The organism is Paenarthrobacter sp. NyZ202 (genome assembly GCF_049860755.1).
Lineage (GTDB): Bacteria > Actinomycetota > Actinomycetes > Actinomycetales > Micrococcaceae > Arthrobacter.
This window is the reverse complement of the sequence record NZ_CP187556.1, coordinates 3391737-3410044: the sequence shown is the minus strand read 5'-3', so window position 1 is coordinate 3410044 and position 18308 is coordinate 3391737. Positions and strand designations below refer to the sequence as shown.

The window sequence follows — 18308 nt, the reverse complement described above, 5'->3', positions numbered from 1 at the left end:
GCCACCCGCCGTCGTGCGTTAGCGCTTCCTTGCCGCCAGCCCGAACAGCCACGTACCGCCCAGGGCGGAGAGGTATCCGGCGATGACTATGAAGGCGGTGCCTGCCCAGAAGTAGTCCACGGTGCTGTCGGTGCTCAGGCCAGGCATGACCTGCAGCACCGAGTAGCCTGCAACTGCAGAGGCGACCAGCAGGGCGAGGACGGTGAGCCACACCCAAAGGCGCGAGGCCGCCCAGTGCTCGCCATAACCGCGCCACACGTTCCAGCCGCCACCGGTCCGGACAATCAGCCATCCGGCCGGAAGCATCACTGCGCCAACTACAAGGAATGCGGCTACGACGTCGGCGGGACGGTGCCACTGGTTGATCAGGGTCGAAATTCCCGTGGCCACCGCGAAGGTGCTGCCCAGGAAGCCGGCCAAGGGGCGCCAGCGGGGGGACACCATCAGGAACACGGCTGCTGCGGCAGAGGCTGCCAGGGTGGTGTGACCGGAGGGGAGCGAGTTCAGTTCCAGGGTCTGCACGCCGCGGTCGGGGCGGTCCGGGATGAGGAACTTGAGGACCTGGGTAGCCAGGTTGGCCGCAACACATGCGGCGATGGCGATGCCGGCGGCCTTCCAGCGGCGCCGCGCGACCGTCACAAAGAGCACCACCACGGTAGCGATTGCCAGGGAAATCATGGGCAGTGCATCCAGGAACCTGGTGGAAGCCCTGCCTGCCGTGCCGCTCAGTTCGGTGGCCTCAACCAGCGCTGATTCGTCGATGAACTGGCCCGTGGTGGTGCGGACAAAGAAGTAGTACGTGGCCGCCACCCCCACCAGGCTCGCAATGGTGGCCAGGCAGAAAAGAAGGGCGACGCCTGCGCTTGCAGCGGGCTCCTGTGACGGCCGTTTGCTCGACCTCCCGCTGACGCGGAACTGCTGGGAACTCATTTTCTCTACACTGCCACAATTCGCTGGATGCCTCGTGTGAACACTCCAGGCGTCGGAAGCCCGTGGTGAGACCTGCGCAACATTCTTGTGACGCTTGACACGTGTTAGGTGGCAGGAATAGGCTTCCTCACACGTGTTAGGGAAGGAAATCTACATGCCGGGAACCAATGGGGCTTTGCGACAATTCACACGCAGAACCGCCCTCACCGCCCTCGGCGCCGGAATCGTGGGAGCAACAGCGGCGTCGTGGCCGCGGCTCACAGGTGCGGACATTCCGGGCCGGGGAGACAACAGCCTCAGCATCGCCATCATGGGTACGGCAACAGACGCTGCCGCCCGCCAGAAAGTCATCGACGCATTCGTCAAAGTCCACCCGGACATCAAGGTCAAGGTCCAGGCCATCCAGGCTGTGGACTGGAAGGACTTCTTCACCAAGATCCTCACCATGGTGGCTGCCGGGACTCCGCCGGATGTTGTGTACGTGGCTACCGAAGGCGCGCAGCTCTTTGCAGAGAAACTCGCGCACCCTCTGGATGATTACCTGCGCCGCGACGCCGCAGACATGAAGGAGTACTTCCAGGACGTCCACCCCAGCCTGGTGGAAGCCTTCATGTACAAGGGCAGCCTGTTCCAGCTCCCCATCGACTGGAACGCGGCCAACATGTACTACAACACTGCGTCCCTTCGTGCAGCAGGCCTGGACCGTCCTGCTGACGACTGGACGCACACGGACTTCCGGGCCACGCTGGCGGCGATGAAAAAGGCCAAACCCACCGATTTCACCCCCTATTACTGGACCAACAGGCTCTTTGGCGGTGTGGTCCCGTGGCTCTACGCCAACGAGACCAGCTTCCTGAAGGAGACCAAGTCCGGCGGCGGCGAATGGCTGTGGGACAGCTTCTACGCCGATGATCCCTCGCGCGACCTCCGCTCCGGTGGCTACCAATGGCTGGAGCCCAATGCCGACGATCCCCGCGTCTTTGAGTCCTTCGACTACCTCCGCGGACTCGTGAAGGACGGCTTGGGCGTCCGCCCCGAAGAAGGCGGCGGCAGCTCACTGATCGGCCTCTTCGCCTCCAACCGGATAGGTACGACGCCGGCAGGCGGCTATTGGGTACAAGGCCTCCACGACGCGGGGATGACGGAGGACGGGTTCGACGTCCAGTTCTTCCCCAAATGGCGGTCCCAGCGCCACCAATTCGGCACGGCCGGCTACGCGATCATGAAAACCGCCAAGGACAAGGACGCCGCCTGGGAATGGGTGAAGTTCAGCGCCAGTCTGGAAGCCATGCAGATCGTGTTCCCCACGCCCAATACCACCCCCGCGCGCCGGTCCATGGTCAACCAACAGCTGTACGCAGGCACCGGTCCGCGGAACTGGAAGGTCTTTTACGACACCCTGGACAGGTTCCCCACCACGGGTCCCATTCCGGCACCTCCCCAGCAGGCCGCCGTCGAGACCGCCCTCATGAAAAACGTATCCCTGGCCGTGAGCGGGGACGAGCGCCAGCTCAAGCAGGCCCTCGAATCCATGCAGCGAGACCTTGAACTGGCCCTGAGGAGGCAGCCATGAGCACCGCAACCAGCGTGCCCGCCGGGACCGGCAGCACCCCGCGCCAGCAACCGGCCCGGAAACACGCAACCCCAAAGCGCGGGCTCATTCAGCAACGATGGCTGCCGTGGGCGTTCCTCGCTCCCACCATCGTGGGCATGGGAATCTTCACGCTGCTGCCGATCGTAGCCTCCGTGGCCCTGGCATTCTTCCGGTGGGACATCATTTCCGCGCCGACGTTCGTGGGCTTCGACAACTTCGCCGAGGTAGTCCAGGACCCCACCGTCCGGGTCTCCTTCCTCAACACCATCGTGTTCGTGGTGCTGGCCGTGGCGTTGCAGCTCGGACTCGCCCTGGGGCTGGCCATCATGGTGCAGGAGAAGCTGCCCGCGTGGCTGCGCGTGTTCTTCCGGTCAGCGTTCTTCTTCCCGCTGATCCTCTCCGCGGCCTCCGTGTCCATCTTCATGCGCTACCTCTTCAACGAACAGTTCGGCGTCGTGAACTGGCTGCTGTCCCTGGTGGGCATCCCCGCGGTGCCGTGGCTGACGACGCCAACCGGGTCTGCCGCCGTCGTGATTCTTGTGTATGTGTGGCAGAACTTCGGGTTCTCGTTCCTGCTGTTCATTGGCGGGCTCGCCTCGATCCCTGTTGAAACCTATGAGGCCGCGTCCATTGACGGAGCTACCGGCTGGCGCAAGCACTGGTACGTCACGCTGCCGCTGCTCAGCCCCACCACTCTGGTTGCCTCGGTCATGGCGATCATCAACGCACTCCAGGTCTTCGACCAGCCCTATGTGCTCACCCGCGGCGGGCCCGGCGACTCAACGCGAACGGCTGTCATGGTCATCTTCGAGTCAGCCTTCCAACGGCTCGAATTCGGCCAGGCCTCAGCGATCGGCGTGATCCTCACGCTCATCATCATGGGCATCACGGCCCTGCAGTTCCGGCTTAGCAAACGATTCGTCTTCTACCAGTAAGGCCCGCCATGACCACCATTTCAGAACGTGCTGAAACCACGGCACCCGCACTCACGCGGAAGAAGCGGGACTGGTCCGTAGCCTGGCGCGTCGTCGCCCTGCTGATCGCGTCCGTCTTCATCCTGGGCCCCGTTCTCTGGACGCTGTCCACCTCGCTGCGACCGCCGTCGGAATCCTTCAAACTGCCGCCGGCCCTCCTGCCGTTGGACCCGGACTTCGCCTCCTACGAGCAAGTGTTCAAGCAGATCAACATTGTGGGCCTGGTCCTGAACAGTGCGCTGGTGACCGGGCTGATCGCCATAGGGCAGATGATCACCGCTGCGCTTGCCGGCTACGCCTTCGCCCACCTGCGTTTCCGCGGACGCGGGGCACTGTTCTCCATTGTGCTGGCCACCATGATGGTGCCGGCGCAGGTGACGATCGTGCCCGTGTTCATGCTGATCCGCGGCGTTGGACTCTCCGACACGCTGCTCGCGCTGATCCTCCCGGCCATCCCGACGGCGTTCGGCACCTTCCTGATGCGGCAGTACTTCATGGGGCTCCCGGCTGAGCTCGCTGAAGCGGCCGCGATCGACGGCGCCTCGCCGTGGCGGACCTTCCGCTCCGTGTACGCGCCGCTGGCGATGCCCGGCCTGGCGATCGTGGGCATCCTGGCGTTCAACTTCCACTGGAACGAGTTCTTCAGGCCACTCATCATGACCATCTCCGAGCAGAACTTCACCCTGCCCTTGGGCTTGGTGTCCTTGCAGGGCAACCTGGGGACCGGAAGCATCTCGGTGGTCCTGGCCGGCGTTGTCCTCTCCATGATTCCCGCACTGGTGGTGTTCATGTTCGGCCAGCGTGCGCTGCAGGATGGACTCACCGCCGGCACGGGCAAATAATCTTTCTACCTTTGAAAGGGTTCCAATGACGGATCTCGCAGTTGTTTCCTCCCTCGCCCGCGCCGCTGTGCACCCGGACCCGGCGTTCCCACGGTTCCACCCACGGCCGGCGCAAGGGTGGATCAACGATCCCAACGGCATCACCTACATCAACGGCCGCTACCACGTGTTCTTCCAGTACAACCCGTTGTCCGCCCGGCACCACCAGATCCAGTGGGGCCATGTGAGCTCCCCGGACCTGGTCCGCTGGGAAGAACACCCGGTGGCACTTGTTCCCCAGGCAGGCGGGCCGGACTCTGCCGGGTGCTGGACGGGCGTGGTGACGCTGGACGGCGATGTGCCCACGGCCGCCTACTCCGGCGTGCAGGACCACGGCGGCCACTCGCAGGTCGTGATCGCCAGGGGGTCCTCCGACCTCGTGACGTGGGAGCAGAACGGACACGTCGCCGCTTCCATGCCCTCCGATCCTCTGGTTACCGCTGTGCGCGATCCCTTCATCTTCCACTTCAACGGATCCCGCTACGCCATGCAGGGTGCCGGACTGGCCGACGGGCGCGCCGCCTTGCTGCTGTACACGGTGGATTCCCTGGACGATTGGAAGTACCAGGGGATCTGGCTCACCACGGCCAACCCTGTCGCAGCCGAGCACACGCCGGCCGAGATTTGGGAATGCCCGCAACTGGTTCAGGTTCCGGTAGCCTCCGGCGGCTCCCAGTGGGTCATGATGTTCTCCCTGTGGCTCTCCGGCGACGACCACGAGCACGCCAATGGTGTGGGGCACCTGATCGGTTCCATGTCCTCGCATCCCGAGACCGGGCTGCCGGTGTTTACTCCTGAAAGTGGCGGAAAGTCGGACTTTGGCCGCGACTTCTATGCACCGCAGATGGTGCAGCTCTCCTCCGGGTCTTCACCTTCGGCCTTGCTCTTCGGTTGGGCCAACGAAGGTCCCGGACGTGACGGTCGCCGGGGCCGCACCCAGGCTGAAATCGACGACGCCGGGTGGTCGGGTGTGTTGACGCATCCCCGGGTTCTGTCGGTGGTCGACGGGGCGCTGGTTGTTGCTCCTGTGCCGGAGGTCTCCGCGTACCGTGGCGCGTCGGTGGCTTCCGGGGCGTCCGGTTCGGTGGCTGTACCGGAGTTCGCGGAGGTGCTGGTGGCCGGCGCTGCCGGTCCAGTTGAGCTGGTCCTTGGCTCCGGGAGGGACCGTCAGGTGGTCTACAGGGGAGAGCTCGCGGCAGGGGAGGAACTCCGGATCTTCCTGGATGCCTCATTGGTGGAGGTGTACGCGTCCAACTCCGTGGCGACAACCCTCCGTGCCTACCCCGCGCCCGGCGAATACTGGACTCTTGATGTTCCTCCGGGAGCGACGGCCGATGTGTGGGAGTTGGCCCTGCCCGCCTGAGTGCCCCGCAGGACACTCGGCGACGTCTGAAGCTTGCCCAGGTCGGGGCCTCCCTCCGGGGAGGCCTGCCTGGCAGGGCGGGTCAGCGCGGTGCTGGACCCGTCGACTCACGCAAGACCAAGCGGCAGGGGACCATCGTCTCCGCGGCGGGCGCCGCCGTCGTACTTGTGCCGTCCTCGATGGAATCCAGCAGCGACGTCATCGCCGCACGGCCAATGTCCCTCAGCGGCAGGGCCATTGTGGTGAGGGCGGGGACCATGGTGTCGGCGATGCGGGCTTCGTCGTCGTAGCCCATCACGGACAGGTCGGCCGGGATGCTCAAGCCCAAGCGCGCGGCGGCAAGTGCCACGCCCACCGCCAGGCGGTCGTTGGCACACATAATGGCCGTTGGACGCTCTGCCGGGGACACGCCGTCGAGCAATTTCATGGCGCCGTGGAAGCCGGCATCGATGTCCCAGCCGGCATTGGTGATCCGGTCCTCGCTGATCGGGACCGAAGCTGCTGTCAGCGCATCACGGTAGCCCTGCACGCGCAGGGGCGCCGCCGGTGAGTCCGCCGAACCGGCCAGGAGCGCGATGTCCCGGTGTCCAAGCTGTAGCAGGTGCCGGGTTGCCTCACGGCCGCCGCCCACCTCATCCGGAATTACGTGGTGAAGCCGCGGCTGGATGTGGCTGTCGTAGCAGTTGGCCAGGACGGACGGAACCCGCAGCATCCCCTGCGGAACATCCAGCGGCTTCAAGCCCACCGTCACGTACATGAGGCCGTCCACTTGGCGGTCCAGCAGAGTTTCAATGGCGCTCGCATCCCGGGCGGCGTCGAGTTCGGTATCCATGACCACGGTCACGAACCCCCGGCTGCGGGCGATGTCGTCAGCGCCGCCGATGATGTTGCCGTCGAACGGGCTGACCACTACCTCGTCGGATACGATGCCGATCACACGCGAGCGCTGGTTCCGCAGGCTCAGTGCAATCGCGTTGGGCGTGTAGTTCAACTCCTGCGCGGCCTGCCGGATGCGTTCCTGGCTGTCCTTGGCCACATTCCCGTCCCCGCGCCCATTGAGCACCAGCGAGACCGCACTCCTGGAAACGCCCGCCCTCTTGGCGACGTCCAGGGCAGTGGCCTTGCGGTTCATGGGAGCGTCCTTTCAGCGGAATTAGTCAGCAGTCTACCTAACGCGTGTGAGGGTTGTGCGGTTCCAGGCGTTACGCGCTGACCGAGTAACCGATCTGCGAGTAGATCTGCGACATGAAGTTGGTCATCCAGACGCCCGTCACGATGAAGGACACAACCACGACTCCGATCATCGCCCATATGGGCGCAAGTCCCCGGTCCGGGGCCACCTTACGGACGACCACGGTCCGGCCAATGATGTAGACCATGGGGCTCAGGAAACACCAGGCCCAATGGAAGGGGCGGATCACCCCTGAACGGGTGAGCCGCTGATGGTCCATATAGGCGCACAGGATGCCCACGGCCCACACCAAAAAGCCGGAGATCTGCAAGGCGATGTACCCGCCTGAGTAGATGGATAGCGGGTCCAGGGTGGTGGCGCCCTGCGGCGTGGTGATGAGGCGGAACTCGGGCTGCCACGTCAAAAGCAACAGGACCGGAACCAGTGGCAGCAATGTCAAGGCCCAAATGAAGGGGTTGTACACCGGCGTCTGGTTACTGATGGGCACACGCGGTACCTGCAGTGACTGTCCCATGAACTGGCCCGCGAACGGTGCCAGGTGCGGAGTCCATTGCACACCGTCCCACCAGCGCAGCTGCTGCGGGAAGGCGGGATCCGGGTACCAGCCCGGAGGTGTGGCGGAGCCGTGTGGTGCGTAAGTCATGATTCCCCTGAATTGAGTCGTGGTTTTGAGAATAGCGCGGATGTTTATGCGCAGCCCTCCCGGAAGAACCGTGGCGGTGCAAGGATGAATCATGACCTTCTTCGACGACCTCCCCGAGCCTCCCGCCCGGCCGCGTCAGCCACAGCCCATCCGGCCCGGCTGGGCGGGGCCGCCGTCGGACGAGCTCCCCGGGGTGGCCCACATCGGTGAGTTCATCCACTCCAGTCAACGGGCGGTCGTGGCCTTGAAATCCGTGGAGGTCTATTCCACCGGCTGCGTCCTGGAGCTGATGGGGGTTGTGCGCCGGGGGCAAGAGACGGACCGCGAGTGGCGCGATGTCATGGAGCAGGTCTTCCAGCGACCCGGTGCCTCTGACGGGGCCGGCTTCCTGATCGGTGTCGCCTACCCGGATGGCCGCAGGGCTGTCGCGTCGCAGCCTATGCCTCCGATGTTCGAGGATGCTGATATAGCTGGGCCCGTGTTGGTCCCGATTGGGGGCGGCGGGGCTAACGGCGGCGACCACTCGGTGGAGGTCAAGGCACGGTACTGGCTGTGGCCGCTCCCGGTCGATGGTGACTGCCAGGTGGTGGCCAAATGGGACACCGTGGGTGTGGACGAGAGCTCCGTGGTGCTGGCCAGTGAGGTGCTTGGAAGCGGCCTGGCACGGATCCGGAAGTTCTGGGCGGGGTAGTTGTCCACATAGCCACATTGGCCCGGAAATGAGCTGATTGGCCGCCGGTACAGTTGGGGCTATGGTGCTTGCGCTTCCCCCACTTGAAGACCTGCTGGACTCCGCCCACGTGGTGCGGCTCCCCATGCGGGTGAAGTTCCGCGGCATCTTGGAACGCGAAACACTCCTGCTCAAGGGCCCTGTTGGGTGGGGTGAGTTCTGTCCGTTCCCGGAGTACCGCGATGCGGAGGCCTCCCGCTGGTTGGCGTCGGCCGTGGAAGCGGGATGGCAGGGATTCCCGGCCGCCCTTCGTGATCTCATCCCCGTCAACGCCACGGTGCCTGCGGTAACGGCAGATCGCGTCCCGGAGGTTCTCTCCCGGTTCGGGCGGGTGGACGCCGTCAAGGTGAAGGTAGCGGAGAAAGGACAGGATCTAGCTGACGATCTCGCCCGCGTCCACGCCGTGCGGGAAGCCTTGCCCGAGGCCGCAGTCCGGGTTGACGCTAACGGGGGCTGGGACATTCCGCAAGCCGTGCATGCACTGGGAAAGCTCTCCGCCGTGGGCCTGGAATACGCCGAACAGCCCGTTCCGGAGATAGAAGGACTCGCTGAGGTCAGGCGGCACCTGGCTGCGGCAGGCACCCCGGTGTTGATCGCCGCCGACGAGAGCGTCCGCAGGGAGGACGACCCCCTGCGCGTCGCCAGGGCCGGGGCTGCGGACCTGATCGTGGTCAAAGTCGCGCCCCTCGGGGGAGTGGCACGGGCTCTGGACATCGTCGCCCAAGCCGGCCTTCCCGCCGTCGTGAGTTCCGCACTGGACACGTCCATCGGCATCAGGGCCGGGCTGGCGCTCGCAGCCGCCCTGCCGGAACTGCCCTACGCCTGCGGTCTGGGCACCGTGTCGCTGTTTGCGTCGGACATCACGCGGGACCCCCTCACAGCACACGACGGCGGCATCCGGCTCCGTGAGGCCGTTGCCGATCAGGGGCTGCTTGAGCAGTTTGCCGCGCCGGGGGAACGTCGCCGCTGGTGGCTGGAACGCCTTCGCAGGGTCCACACGGTCCTGGCATCTTCCGGGCAAGGTTTGTTCACCAACTCTTAACCAGAGGGCCCTCTCGGATTCGGTTTCCGCTGCAAAGCTCGGCGTGAAACGTTTATACCCCCTGGAAGGTCACCCATGTCTGAAACCACCGGCCGCACGTTCCCGCTGCTGCCCATGCTCGGTCACACCAAGGGCAAGCGCAGCGCCGTCACCTGCGCCCTGAAGTGCGACAACGCCTGCGCTGGAGACGTCTGCAACACCAGCGCCAACGGTTACTTCCGGGACATTGCATCCACCGCCATGTCCCGCCGAGCCGCTTTGGGGCTCGGCGCCGCCGGTGCCCTGGCAATCGTCCTTGGCGGTGCGGTGACCGGATCCGAAACTGCTGTGGCCGACGGCGGCCAGGGCCTCTCCAACGCCGCAAAGACGGGCTTCGCGAAGTCCAAGCTCCAGTTCACGGCCATCAAGCCGGTAGACGCATCCGTGGATGCTTTCACTGTTCCGGAAGGCTTCGACTGGAAGCCGGTGATCCGCTGGGGTGATCCGCTGTTCGCCGACTCACCGGCATTCGACCTGAACAACCAGACCGCCGCCGCACAGGCACGCCAGTTCGGGTACAACAATGACTACACGGACATCCTCCCCATCCCGGGTTCCAAGGACCGTCGTGCAGTGCTCTTCGCCAACCACGAGTACACCAACGAGAACATCATGCTGCCGAAGGACTTCGATGCCGCGGAGGCACGGGCCATCGGACGCGCAGGCCACGGTCTGGCTGTAGTGGAACTCGAGCGCAAGAACAAGAACAAGCCGTGGAGCTACGTCCAGGGAGCACCCCTTAACCGCCGCTTCCTCACGGACACCGTCTACGAGCTGACCGGTCCCGCCGCCGGCAGCAACCTGGTCAAGACCATTGACGATCCTGCCGGCCGCTGGATCAAGGGCACGCTGGGTAACTGCGCCGGCGGCACCACCCCGTGGGGCACCATCCTCTCCGGTGAGGAAAACTTCAACGGCTACTTCACCGCCGCCGGTACGAGCGCCGCCGACAAGCGTTATGGCCTCACGGACAAGGCCACCAGCCGTCAGTGGGAACTGGACGAAGACCGCTTCAACACCCGCAACTCCGGCTACGCCAACGAGGCCAACCGGTTCGGCTGGATCGTGGAAGTGGATCCCTTCGACCCCACGTCCACTCCCAAGAAGCACTCCGCCATGGGCCGTTTCAAGCACGAAGGTGCCAACGTGATCGTCGCTCCGAACGGCCGCGTTGTGGCCTATATGGGCGACGACGAGCGCTTCGACTACCTCTACAAGTTCGTCTCCAAGGGCACGTACCAGCCGGGTGACTCGGCGGAAGCCCGCAAGAACAACATGAGCCTGCTCTCCGAGGGCGATCTCTACGTGGCACGCTTCACCGGCGACTCCCCGCAGGCCGAGATCGATGGCACCGGCAAACTGCCCGCCGACGGCGCTTTCGACGGCACGGGCGAATGGCTGCCGCTGGTAGTGAACGGCGAGTCTGCTGTTTCCGGTATGTCCGTGGCTGATGTGCTGGTCTACACCCGCCTCGCTGCCGACCAGGTCGGCCCCACCAAGATGGACCGTTGCGAAGACGTTGAGCCGAACCCGCACACCGGCAAGGTCTATGTTGCCTGCACCAACAACTCGGACCGTGGCAAGACCGGTAAGGAAGGCGCCACGGAGGTCAACCCCCGCACGCTCAACCGCGACGGACACATCGTGGAGATCACCGAGGGACCGGACCAGGTAGGGACAAAGTTCAACTGGACCCTCCTGCTGGTGGCCGGTGATCCCGCCAAGAACACCTCCACCTACTTCTCCGGGTTCCCCGCCGACAAGGTTTCCCCGATTTCCTGCCCGGACAACGTCGCTTTCGACTCCGTGGGCAACCTGTGGATCTCCACCGACGGCGCACCCTCCTCCATCGGATACGCTGACGGCCTCTTCAAGGTCACCCTCGACGGCCCCGAGCGCGGCAAGGTGGAGCAGTTCCTGGCGGTTCCGCGCGATGCCGAAACCTGTGGGCCGATCATCCACGATGAAGAGCGCACTGTATTCGTGGCAGTCCAGCACCCGGGGGAGGACGGCTCCTTCGCTGCCCAGAACTCCTACTTCCCGGACTACGTGCTGCCCGGCCAGACCGCGGCCCCGGGAACAGCCAGTGCACCGCGTCCTTCGGTGGTCCAGGTGTTCCGCAAGTAGATTTGTCCCGAAACGCTCTTCCTTTCCCCGGGGGTGGAAGGGCGTTTCGCTTTAAGGGGCCTTAGGTAAGAGAGGGACGGACGCTCTCTCACCTATGACCCTCTTCACGCGGACGCTCTCTCACCTTTTGCGGCCCTTCGGCGCCAATAGACTTGGACGGTGACTTCCCAGGACTCTTTGACATCCATCGGCGCCGCCCGGGTAGCGGTCGCAGCCCTCCTCGATGGGGGTGTCCGGCATGTGGTGGTCGCGCCAGGTTCCCGGTCCGCGCCCCTGGCCTACGCACTGGCGGAAGCCGAAGCCGCCGGCAAGGTCCTCCTCCACGTCCGGATCGACGAACGCGATGCAGGATTCACCGCGTTGGGCCTTGCCTTGGCGACCGAAGCGCCGGCAGCGGTCGTGACCACCTCGGGTACCGCCGTCGGGAACCTGCTGCCCGCCGTGATGGAAGCCAATCATGCCGCTGTGCCGCTGATCGTCGTGTCGGCTGACCGGCCGGAGGAGCTTCACGGAACCGGCGCCAACCAAACCACCACCCAACTGGACCTTTTCGGCGAGCACGTGCGGTTCGCCGTCGATGTCGCCGCCGGTGACAGTCCCCAGCGGGCCACCGCTACCGCACTGTACGCCGCAACCGGCGCCCTGGAGGACACCCCGCCAGGGCCTGTCCAGGTGAACCTCGCCTTCCGCGACCCGCTGGTGCCCGAACACGGGGACACGCTTCCCGCCGCTTCCGGCCACAGCGTTTTCCATTACGACGCCGGACCCCAGGCACTGGATCTGGCTCCGGCGCCGACCAGCCTCCCGGAGCGCCGCACGGTAGTTTTGGCAGGGCACGACGCCGGTCCTGTGGCCGAGGCTTTCGCCCGGGCGCATGGGCTGCCGCTGCTCGCTGAACCGTCCTCCAACGCACGGTTCGGGCCCAACGCGGTGGGCCCGTACCGCATTTTGCTGGAGCACTTTGGTCCGGAATCGGCCACCCCCATCGAGCGCGTGGTGCTGTTTGGCCGACCCACATTGTCACGCCCCGTTTCGGCGCTCCTGGCCCGCGAAACAGTGGAAACCGCCATCTACGAGCCCGTGCCTGTGGCGTGGTACCAGGCAGGCCGGCGCCGCGAGCAACCCATGGACACCCTGCCCGGGCTGGCCGCTTTTTCAGGGCGTGGTTCCTCCGAATGGCTGGACTCCTGGCTGCTGGCGGGGGCCGCCGCGCAACACGCACTGGATGGAATCCTGGCCGGGGAGCCGGCCGTGGGCCCGTCTGTTGGAGCGACGGTGTGGGAGCACGCGCGCGGCAAGCTGGTGCTGGGTTCTTCGAACGGTATCCGCGACGTGGACCTCGCCGGCCAGCCGCACCCGGATCCCATCGCCACCGTCTATGCAAACCGCGGCCTGGCCGGAATCGACGGCACCCTCGCCACGGCCACGGGAATCGCCCTCGGCAGCGGACGCGAAACCACCGTTCTGGTGGGAGACGTGACCTTCCTCCATGACGCCGGCGGGCTCCTGCTCGGCCACGGCGAACCCGTTCCGGACCTGCGGATCGTGGTGCTCAATGACTCAGGAGGGGCGATCTTCGGCCTTCTCGAACACGGCGCTGTCCACGAATCGGGGGCCTACGGCACCGCCGTCGAGCGCCTCTTCGGTACCCCGCACTCTGTGGACCTTTCGGCACTCGCGGCGGCTTACGGCGTCGGGCACCAGGTGGTAAGTACGACGGCGGAACTTGCCGCCGCGCTGAAGGCACCGCTCAAGGGGCGCACCATCGTGGAGGTGCGCGTGGACCGCGTGGGCCTGCGCGGACTGCACGCCCGGATCAGGTCTGCCGTCTCCGCCGCGGTCGGCCAGGTGCTCACGGCCTGAAACGCCACGAACGCGTCGGGATGTGGGAGAGCATCCGGGGATCGGATGCCCTCCCACATCACATCAGTCCTCTACGACGTCGATGTGGGTCGGATCCAGGACGCGGCGCAGGAACTCCTTGGTGCGCGGCTGGGTGGGCGCACTGATGACCTGCTCGGCCGCGCCCTCCTCCACCACCACGCCGCCGTCCATGAAGACCACGCGATCGGCGACCTCGCGGGCAAAGCCCATCTCGTGCGTGACCACGAGCATGGTCATGCCCTCCTGGGCCAGCTTGCGCATGACAGCAAGCACGTCACCCACGGTCTCAGGGTCCAGCGCGGACGTGGGCTCGTCGAACAGCATGAGCTGGGGATCCATGGACAGTGCACGGGCGATCGCCACGCGCTGCTGCTGCCCACCGGAAAGCTGGTCCGGGTAGCGCTCGGCCAGATGGCCCAGGCCCACGCGTTCCAGGTTGCGGCGGGCAACATCGGAGGCCTCGGCCTTGGAACGCTTGAGGACCTTCACCTGGGAAATGGTGCAGTTGTCCAGCACGCTCAAATGCGGGAACAGGTTGAAGTGCTGGAACACCATCCCCACGCTCTGGCGCATGCGGTTGAGGTCAACGTCGGGATCGGTGGCCTCGAAGTTGCCCACCTTGATGACGCCCGCGTTGGGCTGCTCCAGGAGGTTCACGCAGCGCAGGAGCGTGGACTTGCCGGAACCGGAAGGACCGATCAGGCACACCACCTGGCCGGGTTCCACCGACAGGGAGATGCCCTTGAGGACCTCGTTGCTGCCGTAGGACTTGCGGAGGTCCTTGATGTCCACGCCCGCGGCGTGGACCGTAGCCGAGTTGTTCATGACAGTCCTGCCTATCGCTTGGTCCGCGCGGAGCGGCTTTCGAACTTCCGTGCCAAAAGGCTCAACGGGATGGTGATGATCAGGTAGAAGGCACCTGCCACCAGGAGCGGGGTCAACCCGGCGCCCAGGCTGGAGATGCCGTCGCGGCCGAACTTGGTGAGTTCGTACTGCGAGGCGGTGAGGCCCAGGACGTAGATCAGCGAGGAATCCTTGGTCAGCAGGATGATCTCGTTGGTCAGCGGCGGGAGGACGATCTTGAAAGCCTGCGGGATCACGATCGAGATCATGGCCCGCCAATGCGGCATGCCCAGGGAGCGGGCGGCTTCCATCTGGCCCTTGGGCACAGCCTGCAGGCCGGCGCGGAGGGTTTCAGCGATGTAGGCGGCGGCCACCATGCCCAGGGAAACCATCACGATCACGTTGACGTCCCACTGGATCCCGAAGGCCAGCGGCACGCCGTAGCCGAACGCGATGAAGACCAGCAGCGCGGGAACGCCGCGGAAGAACTCGATGTAGCCCGTGGCAATCCACCGGTACAAGGGGAAGGACGAGAGCTTCATCAGGGCGAGCAGCAGGCCGCCGGACAGTCCCACGATGAAACCGAGGGCGGTATAGATGAGGGTGTTCTTGAGGCCGACCAGGAAGATACCCGGGAACATGGGCCCGATCTTGGCGAAGTTGAAGACGCTGTTCCCTACGGTCGTCCAATCCACGGCGAGGATTACGGCGGCCAGGGCCACAACGAAGATCCCGGCCTGGACGTACAGACTGACTTTGGCGCGTTGACGTGCAGTCATTGCCATGGTGTTCTCACATTCATGTTGCGCAGTTGGGGCCCCGTACGAACTGTCCATCAGAACATATCGTTACGGGGCCCCTCCTGCGTGGATCTTGGGAGCCGGGCTCCGGGCTACTTGGCGGCCTCGCCGAACCAGGTGGTCTTGAACTTCTCCAGGGTGCCGTCGTCCGTGATGCGCTTCAGCGTGGCGTTCACCGAGTCGGCCATGGCGGTGTTGCCCTTCTTGATGGCGATGCCCAGCTTCTCACCGGTGGCGTAGTCTTCCACGCGCTTGAGGTTGGAGTCGTCCTTGATGGCGTAGCCGAGGACGGAGCCGTTGCCGACAGCGGCGTCGATGGTACCGGCCTTGAGGGCCTGGACCAGGAGACCGGAGTCTTCGAACTGCTGCGCTTCGATGCCCTTGTCCTTGGCGTACTGGGCCCCGGTGGTGGCCTGCTGGACACCCACCTTCTTGCCCTTGGCACCGTCCAGGTTGCTGATGCCGGAAGAGGACGTGGCAACGAGGGTCAGGTCGTCATCCATGTAGGGGGTGGAGAAGTCCATGACGTTCTTGCGCACGTCCGTGATGGAGATCGAGGAGATGGAGACGTCGCAGCCGGTCAGTGCCGTGCCGGTCTCGATTGCTTCGAAGGAGCTGTCCACCACGTTGAGCTCGGCCTTGAGGTCCTTGGCGACCTCGGCTGCGATGTCCATGTCGAAGCCGACGTTCTTGCCATCCTTCTGGAACTCGAACGGCTCGTAAGGGATGTCCGAGCACACGGTCAGCTTGCCGGCGTTGATGAGCTGCGGGCCCGAACCCGAGGACGCTGCCGGGGTGGAGGAGCCACCACAGGCGGTCAGGGCGAGGGCGCCGGCGGCGAGCACGGCGGCCATCTTGGTACCGGACAGAACCGAACGGGAGATCTGCATGTTTTTTACCTTTTGTTGCAGTGGATGCTGAACTGAGTCGGTTTTAGTGTAGCGCCGAACGTGAGATGTGCATCACAGGAAACGAAGTTTCACTATTGGATAACTACTGTACCGAACATGCAAGGGCCCTTACGGAGTCTCTGTCTGGGATCCCGGATTCAGCGCCGGATGCCCAGGGCCTCCAACATCGGCCGGAATTTGGCCCACGTTTCCGCGAGCTCCGCCTCCGGCTGCGAGCCCTCCACGATCCCGCAGCCCGCATAAAGCCGAACCGTGTTGGCGTCCTCGATCACCGCGCCGCGCAGGGCTATGCCCCACTCGCCATTGCCGGCGGCATCCAGCCAACCGACCGGTCCGGCATAGGGCCCGCGGTCCAGGTGCTCCAGTTTCCGGATCAGGGCCCCCGCCACCAAGGTCGGGGTTCCGCACACGGCGGCGGTAGGGTGCAGCGCATTGATCAGGGCAAGGCACGTGGGTACGTGGCCCTCGATATCAGCCAGCTCGGCTTTGACGTCCGAGGCCAGGTGCCACACGTTGGGCAACTCCAGGATGAAGGGTTCGCTGTGCGAGTTCATGGCCTCGGAGAACGGGGCCAGCTGCCGGGTCAGCGAGTCGATTGCGATCTCGTGCTCATGACGCTGCTTCTCCGATCCCGCCAAGACCCGTTCGGCGTACTCCATGGGGGAGCCGTCCACGCCCTCGGCATCGCGCCGGTCCAGCGTCCCGGCAAGCACCCGCGCCTGTGCGGTGCGGCCCTCAACCTGGATCAGCATCTCCGGCGTGGCACCCACCAGCCCGTCCACCCCGTAGGTCCAGCATTCCCGGTACCGGGCGGCGAGCTGCCGCAGGACCTCGGCCGCGTTGACGCCCTCAGGGAGGGTAGCCACCACATCCCGGGCGAGCACCAGTTTTTCCAGTTTCCCGGCCCGGATCTCCTCCACGCCGTTGGCAACAGCTTCCATCCACGCTGCCTCGCTCAGCGAGCCGCTGCTGAGGCGACCGGCGGAACCGTCAAGCGCGGCAAGCCCAGGTGACATCCCGACGTCGGGACCTCCTGCCGCCTGCTCCCCACCGTCCGCGTCGCCGGGCTTAAGCCAGTGCCCGACGGCGGCCAGGACGCCTTCTTCGGTAAGGTCGCCGTCGTCGAAGGTCAACCGGGTAGCCCAGGCGCGGCCGTCCCGGATGCCGATGACCAGCTCCGGCAGGATCAGCCGCGAAATGTGCGGGGAGGTCTTGGAAAAGGCGAACGAGCCGAAGGCGACGGGGCCGGTGCCGGGAAGTTCGACGTGGTCCGTGATGTCAGCCTCGAGAATCAGGTGCCGCCACCAGATATCGGCTTCCAGGAACCGCTCCGGACCCGTGGCGCTGAACCGGGTCAACTCTCCGTAACCCACCAGGCCGGCCTCGCGGCGGGACCAGCAGAGAACGTCATCACGCACCAGAAACGACGGCAGCCCCCCGGAGGATGAATCAACATCGAGGGGGACTGTCAAGGTGCGGAGCGTGCTGGTCATGATGCAACTACAGTACTCCCGGTGCCGCCGGAACCCGCCCCGACTTCTACAGGGAAGCAAACTCGGGGGAATGTCTGAGACAATTGCAGGGTGAACCGAGCATCCTTGGAAAAGCGTCCTGACGAAGTTGCGACGATGTTTGACGATGTCGCCCCGAAATACGACGTCGTGAACGATGTCCTCTCCATGGGGCAGACGCGCCGCTGGCGCCGGATCGTGGTCGATGCCATGGATGTGAAGCCGGGTCAGCGCGTGCTGGACCTCGCTGCCGGAACGGGCACCTCCAGCGAACCCTACGCCGACGCCGGTGTGGATGTTGTGGCATGCGACTTCTCGCTCGGCATGCTCAAGGTGGGCAAGCGCCGCCGTCCGGACATCGACTTCATTGCCGGCGACGCCACCAACCTGCCCTTCGCGGACAACAGCTTTGACGCGAGCACCATTTCCTTCGGGCTGCGCAACGTCAACGAACCCCGCAAGGCCCTCGAGGAGATGCTCCGTGTCACCAAGCCGGGCGGCCGCCTGGTCATTGCCGAATTCTCCCAGCCCGTGGTTCCGCTGTGGCGCACCATGTACACCGAGTACCTGATGCGTGCCCTGCCCGCCATCGCCACCAAGGTCTCCTCCAACCCGGATGCCTACGTCTACCTGGCCGAGTCCATCCGTGCCTGGCCGGACCAGGACCACCTGGCCCAGTGGCTGGCCGATGCCGGCTGGACAGACGTCACCTACCGCAACCTGAGCGGCGGCATCGTGGCGGTCCACCGTGCGCAGAAGCCTGCCGAGCACCGCGAAAGTGTTCCTGTGGCCAAGCTGCGCCGCCAGATCAAGCCGCGCCGGACGGGCGCACAGTCAGGCTGAC

Annotated in this window: 16 protein-coding genes; 9 read left to right on the top strand and 7 right to left on the bottom strand. The window is 65.2% G+C overall.

Annotated elements, in window-relative coordinates:
- Positions 1 to 18: 18 nt before the first annotated feature.
- Positions 19 to 930: a phosphatase PAP2 family protein gene (locus ACPFL9_RS15830; protein ID WP_426003798.1), complete on the bottom strand. Its 912-nt coding sequence runs from the start codon at positions 928 to 930 to the stop codon at positions 19 to 21.
- 154 nt (positions 931 to 1084) lie between these two features.
- On the opposite strand from ACPFL9_RS15830, the gene ACPFL9_RS15825 reads away from it, so the two are divergent.
- Genes ACPFL9_RS15825 through ACPFL9_RS15810 form a run of 4 tightly spaced genes read left to right on the top strand, consistent with a single transcriptional unit; the run spans position 1085 to position 5742 of the window.
- The gene (locus tag ACPFL9_RS15825) at positions 1085 to 2503 is read left to right on the top strand and encodes an extracellular solute-binding protein (protein ID WP_426003797.1); all 1419 of its coding nucleotides are present in this window, start codon (positions 1085 to 1087) and stop codon (positions 2501 to 2503) included.
- On the top strand, positions 2500 to 3459 hold the full coding sequence (locus ACPFL9_RS15820) for a carbohydrate ABC transporter permease (RefSeq protein ID WP_426003796.1): 960 nt from the start codon (positions 2500 to 2502) through the stop codon (positions 3457 to 3459). Before ACPFL9_RS15825 ends, ACPFL9_RS15820 begins: the two co-directional genes overlap by 4 nt.
- A gap of 8 nt (positions 3460 to 3467) precedes the next feature.
- Entirely contained in the window at positions 3468 to 4340 is an 873-nt protein-coding gene (locus tag ACPFL9_RS15815) for a carbohydrate ABC transporter permease (protein WP_426003795.1), read from the top strand.
- 25 nt (positions 4341 to 4365) lie between these two features.
- Positions 4366 to 5742: a glycoside hydrolase family 32 protein gene (locus ACPFL9_RS15810; RefSeq protein WP_426003794.1), complete on the top strand. Its 1377-nt coding sequence runs from the start codon at positions 4366 to 4368 to the stop codon at positions 5740 to 5742.
- A gap of 82 nt (positions 5743 to 5824) precedes the next feature.
- On the opposite strand, the gene ACPFL9_RS15805 is transcribed toward ACPFL9_RS15810, so the two are convergent.
- Complete coding sequence (locus ACPFL9_RS15805) at positions 5825 to 6874, bottom strand: LacI family DNA-binding transcriptional regulator (RefSeq protein ID WP_426003793.1); 1050 nt, start codon at positions 6872 to 6874, stop codon at positions 5825 to 5827.
- Between the two features lie 70 nt (positions 6875 to 6944).
- On the bottom strand, positions 6945 to 7577 hold the full coding sequence (locus ACPFL9_RS15800) for a DUF2510 domain-containing protein (RefSeq protein WP_426003792.1): 633 nt from the start codon (positions 7575 to 7577) through the stop codon (positions 6945 to 6947).
- Between the two features lie 91 nt (positions 7578 to 7668).
- Here ACPFL9_RS15800 and ACPFL9_RS15795 point away from each other — a divergent pair, with 91 nt between their 5' ends.
- The 4 genes from ACPFL9_RS15795 to menD all read left to right on the top strand — a co-directional run bounded on the left by ACPFL9_RS15795 (position 7669) and on the right by menD (position 13378).
- On the top strand, positions 7669 to 8268 hold the full coding sequence (locus ACPFL9_RS15795; RefSeq protein ID WP_426003791.1) for a hypothetical protein: 600 nt from the start codon (positions 7669 to 7671) through the stop codon (positions 8266 to 8268).
- Positions 8269 to 8329: 61 nt separating this feature from the next.
- Positions 8330 to 9349 carry an o-succinylbenzoate synthase gene (locus ACPFL9_RS15790; RefSeq protein ID WP_426003790.1) on the top strand — a complete coding sequence of 340 codons (1020 nt, stop codon included), beginning with the start codon at positions 8330 to 8332 and terminating at the stop codon, positions 9347 to 9349.
- Positions 9350 to 9424: 75 nt separating this feature from the next.
- Positions 9425 to 11515 carry a PhoX family protein gene (locus ACPFL9_RS15785; RefSeq protein WP_426003789.1) on the top strand — a complete coding sequence of 697 codons (2091 nt, stop codon included), beginning with the start codon at positions 9425 to 9427 and terminating at the stop codon, positions 11513 to 11515.
- Between the two features lie 159 nt (positions 11516 to 11674).
- Positions 11675 to 13378 (top strand): 2-succinyl-5-enolpyruvyl-6-hydroxy-3-cyclohexene-1-carboxylic-acid synthase, encoded by a 1704-nt coding sequence (gene menD, locus ACPFL9_RS15780; RefSeq protein WP_426003788.1) that lies wholly within the window; start codon positions 11675 to 11677, stop codon positions 13376 to 13378.
- A 63-nt stretch (positions 13379 to 13441) separates the two neighbouring features.
- Here menD and ACPFL9_RS15775 read toward each other — a convergent pair whose 3' ends face one another.
- The 4 genes from ACPFL9_RS15775 to ACPFL9_RS15760 all read right to left on the bottom strand — a co-directional run bounded on the left by ACPFL9_RS15775 (position 13442) and on the right by ACPFL9_RS15760 (position 17446).
- On the bottom strand, positions 13442 to 14224 hold the full coding sequence (locus ACPFL9_RS15775; RefSeq protein WP_426003787.1) for an amino acid ABC transporter ATP-binding protein: 783 nt from the start codon (positions 14222 to 14224) through the stop codon (positions 13442 to 13444).
- An 11-nt stretch (positions 14225 to 14235) separates the two neighbouring features.
- Entirely contained in the window at positions 14236 to 15027 is a 792-nt protein-coding gene (locus tag ACPFL9_RS15770) for an amino acid ABC transporter permease (protein WP_426003786.1), read from the bottom strand.
- A 107-nt stretch (positions 15028 to 15134) separates the two neighbouring features.
- On the bottom strand, positions 15135 to 15932 hold the full coding sequence (locus tag ACPFL9_RS15765) for an ABC transporter substrate-binding protein (RefSeq protein WP_426003785.1): 798 nt from the start codon (positions 15930 to 15932) through the stop codon (positions 15135 to 15137).
- 158 nt (positions 15933 to 16090) lie between these two features.
- Complete coding sequence (locus ACPFL9_RS15760; RefSeq protein WP_426003784.1) at positions 16091 to 17446, bottom strand: isochorismate synthase; 1356 nt, start codon at positions 17444 to 17446, stop codon at positions 16091 to 16093.
- A gap of 90 nt (positions 17447 to 17536) precedes the next feature.
- On the opposite strand from ACPFL9_RS15760, the gene ACPFL9_RS15755 reads away from it, so the two are divergent.
- Positions 17537 to 18307 carry a demethylmenaquinone methyltransferase gene (locus ACPFL9_RS15755; protein WP_426003783.1) on the top strand — a complete coding sequence of 257 codons (771 nt, stop codon included), beginning with the start codon at positions 17537 to 17539 and terminating at the stop codon, positions 18305 to 18307.
- Position 18308: the final 1 nt, after the last annotated feature.

Bases quoted from the DNA above. Each gene is read 5' to 3' on its own strand.
- ACPFL9_RS15760 (WP_426003784.1), bottom strand. From the start codon at position 17,446: ATGACCAGCACGCTCCGCACCTTGACAGTCCCCCTCGATGTTGATTCA.
- ACPFL9_RS15820 (WP_426003796.1), top strand. From the start codon at position 2,500: ATGAGCACCGCAACCAGCGTGCCCGCCGGGACCGGCAGCACCCCGCGC.
- ACPFL9_RS15825 (WP_426003797.1), top strand. From the start codon at position 1,085: ATGCCGGGAACCAATGGGGCTTTGCGACAATTCACACGCAGAACCGCC.
- ACPFL9_RS15770 (WP_426003786.1), bottom strand. From the start codon at position 15,027: ATGGCAATGACTGCACGTCAACGCGCCAAAGTCAGTCTGTACGTCCAG.
- ACPFL9_RS15800 (WP_426003792.1), bottom strand. From the start codon at position 7,577: ATGACTTACGCACCACACGGCTCCGCCACACCTCCGGGCTGGTACCCG.
- ACPFL9_RS15815 (WP_426003795.1), top strand. From the start codon at position 3,468: ATGACCACCATTTCAGAACGTGCTGAAACCACGGCACCCGCACTCACG.
- ACPFL9_RS15790 (WP_426003790.1), top strand. From the start codon at position 8,330: ATGGTGCTTGCGCTTCCCCCACTTGAAGACCTGCTGGACTCCGCCCAC.
- ACPFL9_RS15805 (WP_426003793.1), bottom strand. From the start codon at position 6,874: ATGAACCGCAAGGCCACTGCCCTGGACGTCGCCAAGAGGGCGGGCGTT.
- ACPFL9_RS15765 (WP_426003785.1), bottom strand. From the start codon at position 15,932: ATGCAGATCTCCCGTTCGGTTCTGTCCGGTACCAAGATGGCCGCCGTG.
- ACPFL9_RS15830 (WP_426003798.1), bottom strand. From the start codon at position 930: ATGAGTTCCCAGCAGTTCCGCGTCAGCGGGAGGTCGAGCAAACGGCCG.
- ACPFL9_RS15810 (WP_426003794.1), top strand. From the start codon at position 4,366: ATGACGGATCTCGCAGTTGTTTCCTCCCTCGCCCGCGCCGCTGTGCAC.
- ACPFL9_RS15795 (WP_426003791.1), top strand. From the start codon at position 7,669: ATGACCTTCTTCGACGACCTCCCCGAGCCTCCCGCCCGGCCGCGTCAG.
- ACPFL9_RS15775 (WP_426003787.1), bottom strand. From the start codon at position 14,224: ATGAACAACTCGGCTACGGTCCACGCCGCGGGCGTGGACATCAAGGAC.
- ACPFL9_RS15785 (WP_426003789.1), top strand. From the start codon at position 9,425: ATGTCTGAAACCACCGGCCGCACGTTCCCGCTGCTGCCCATGCTCGGT.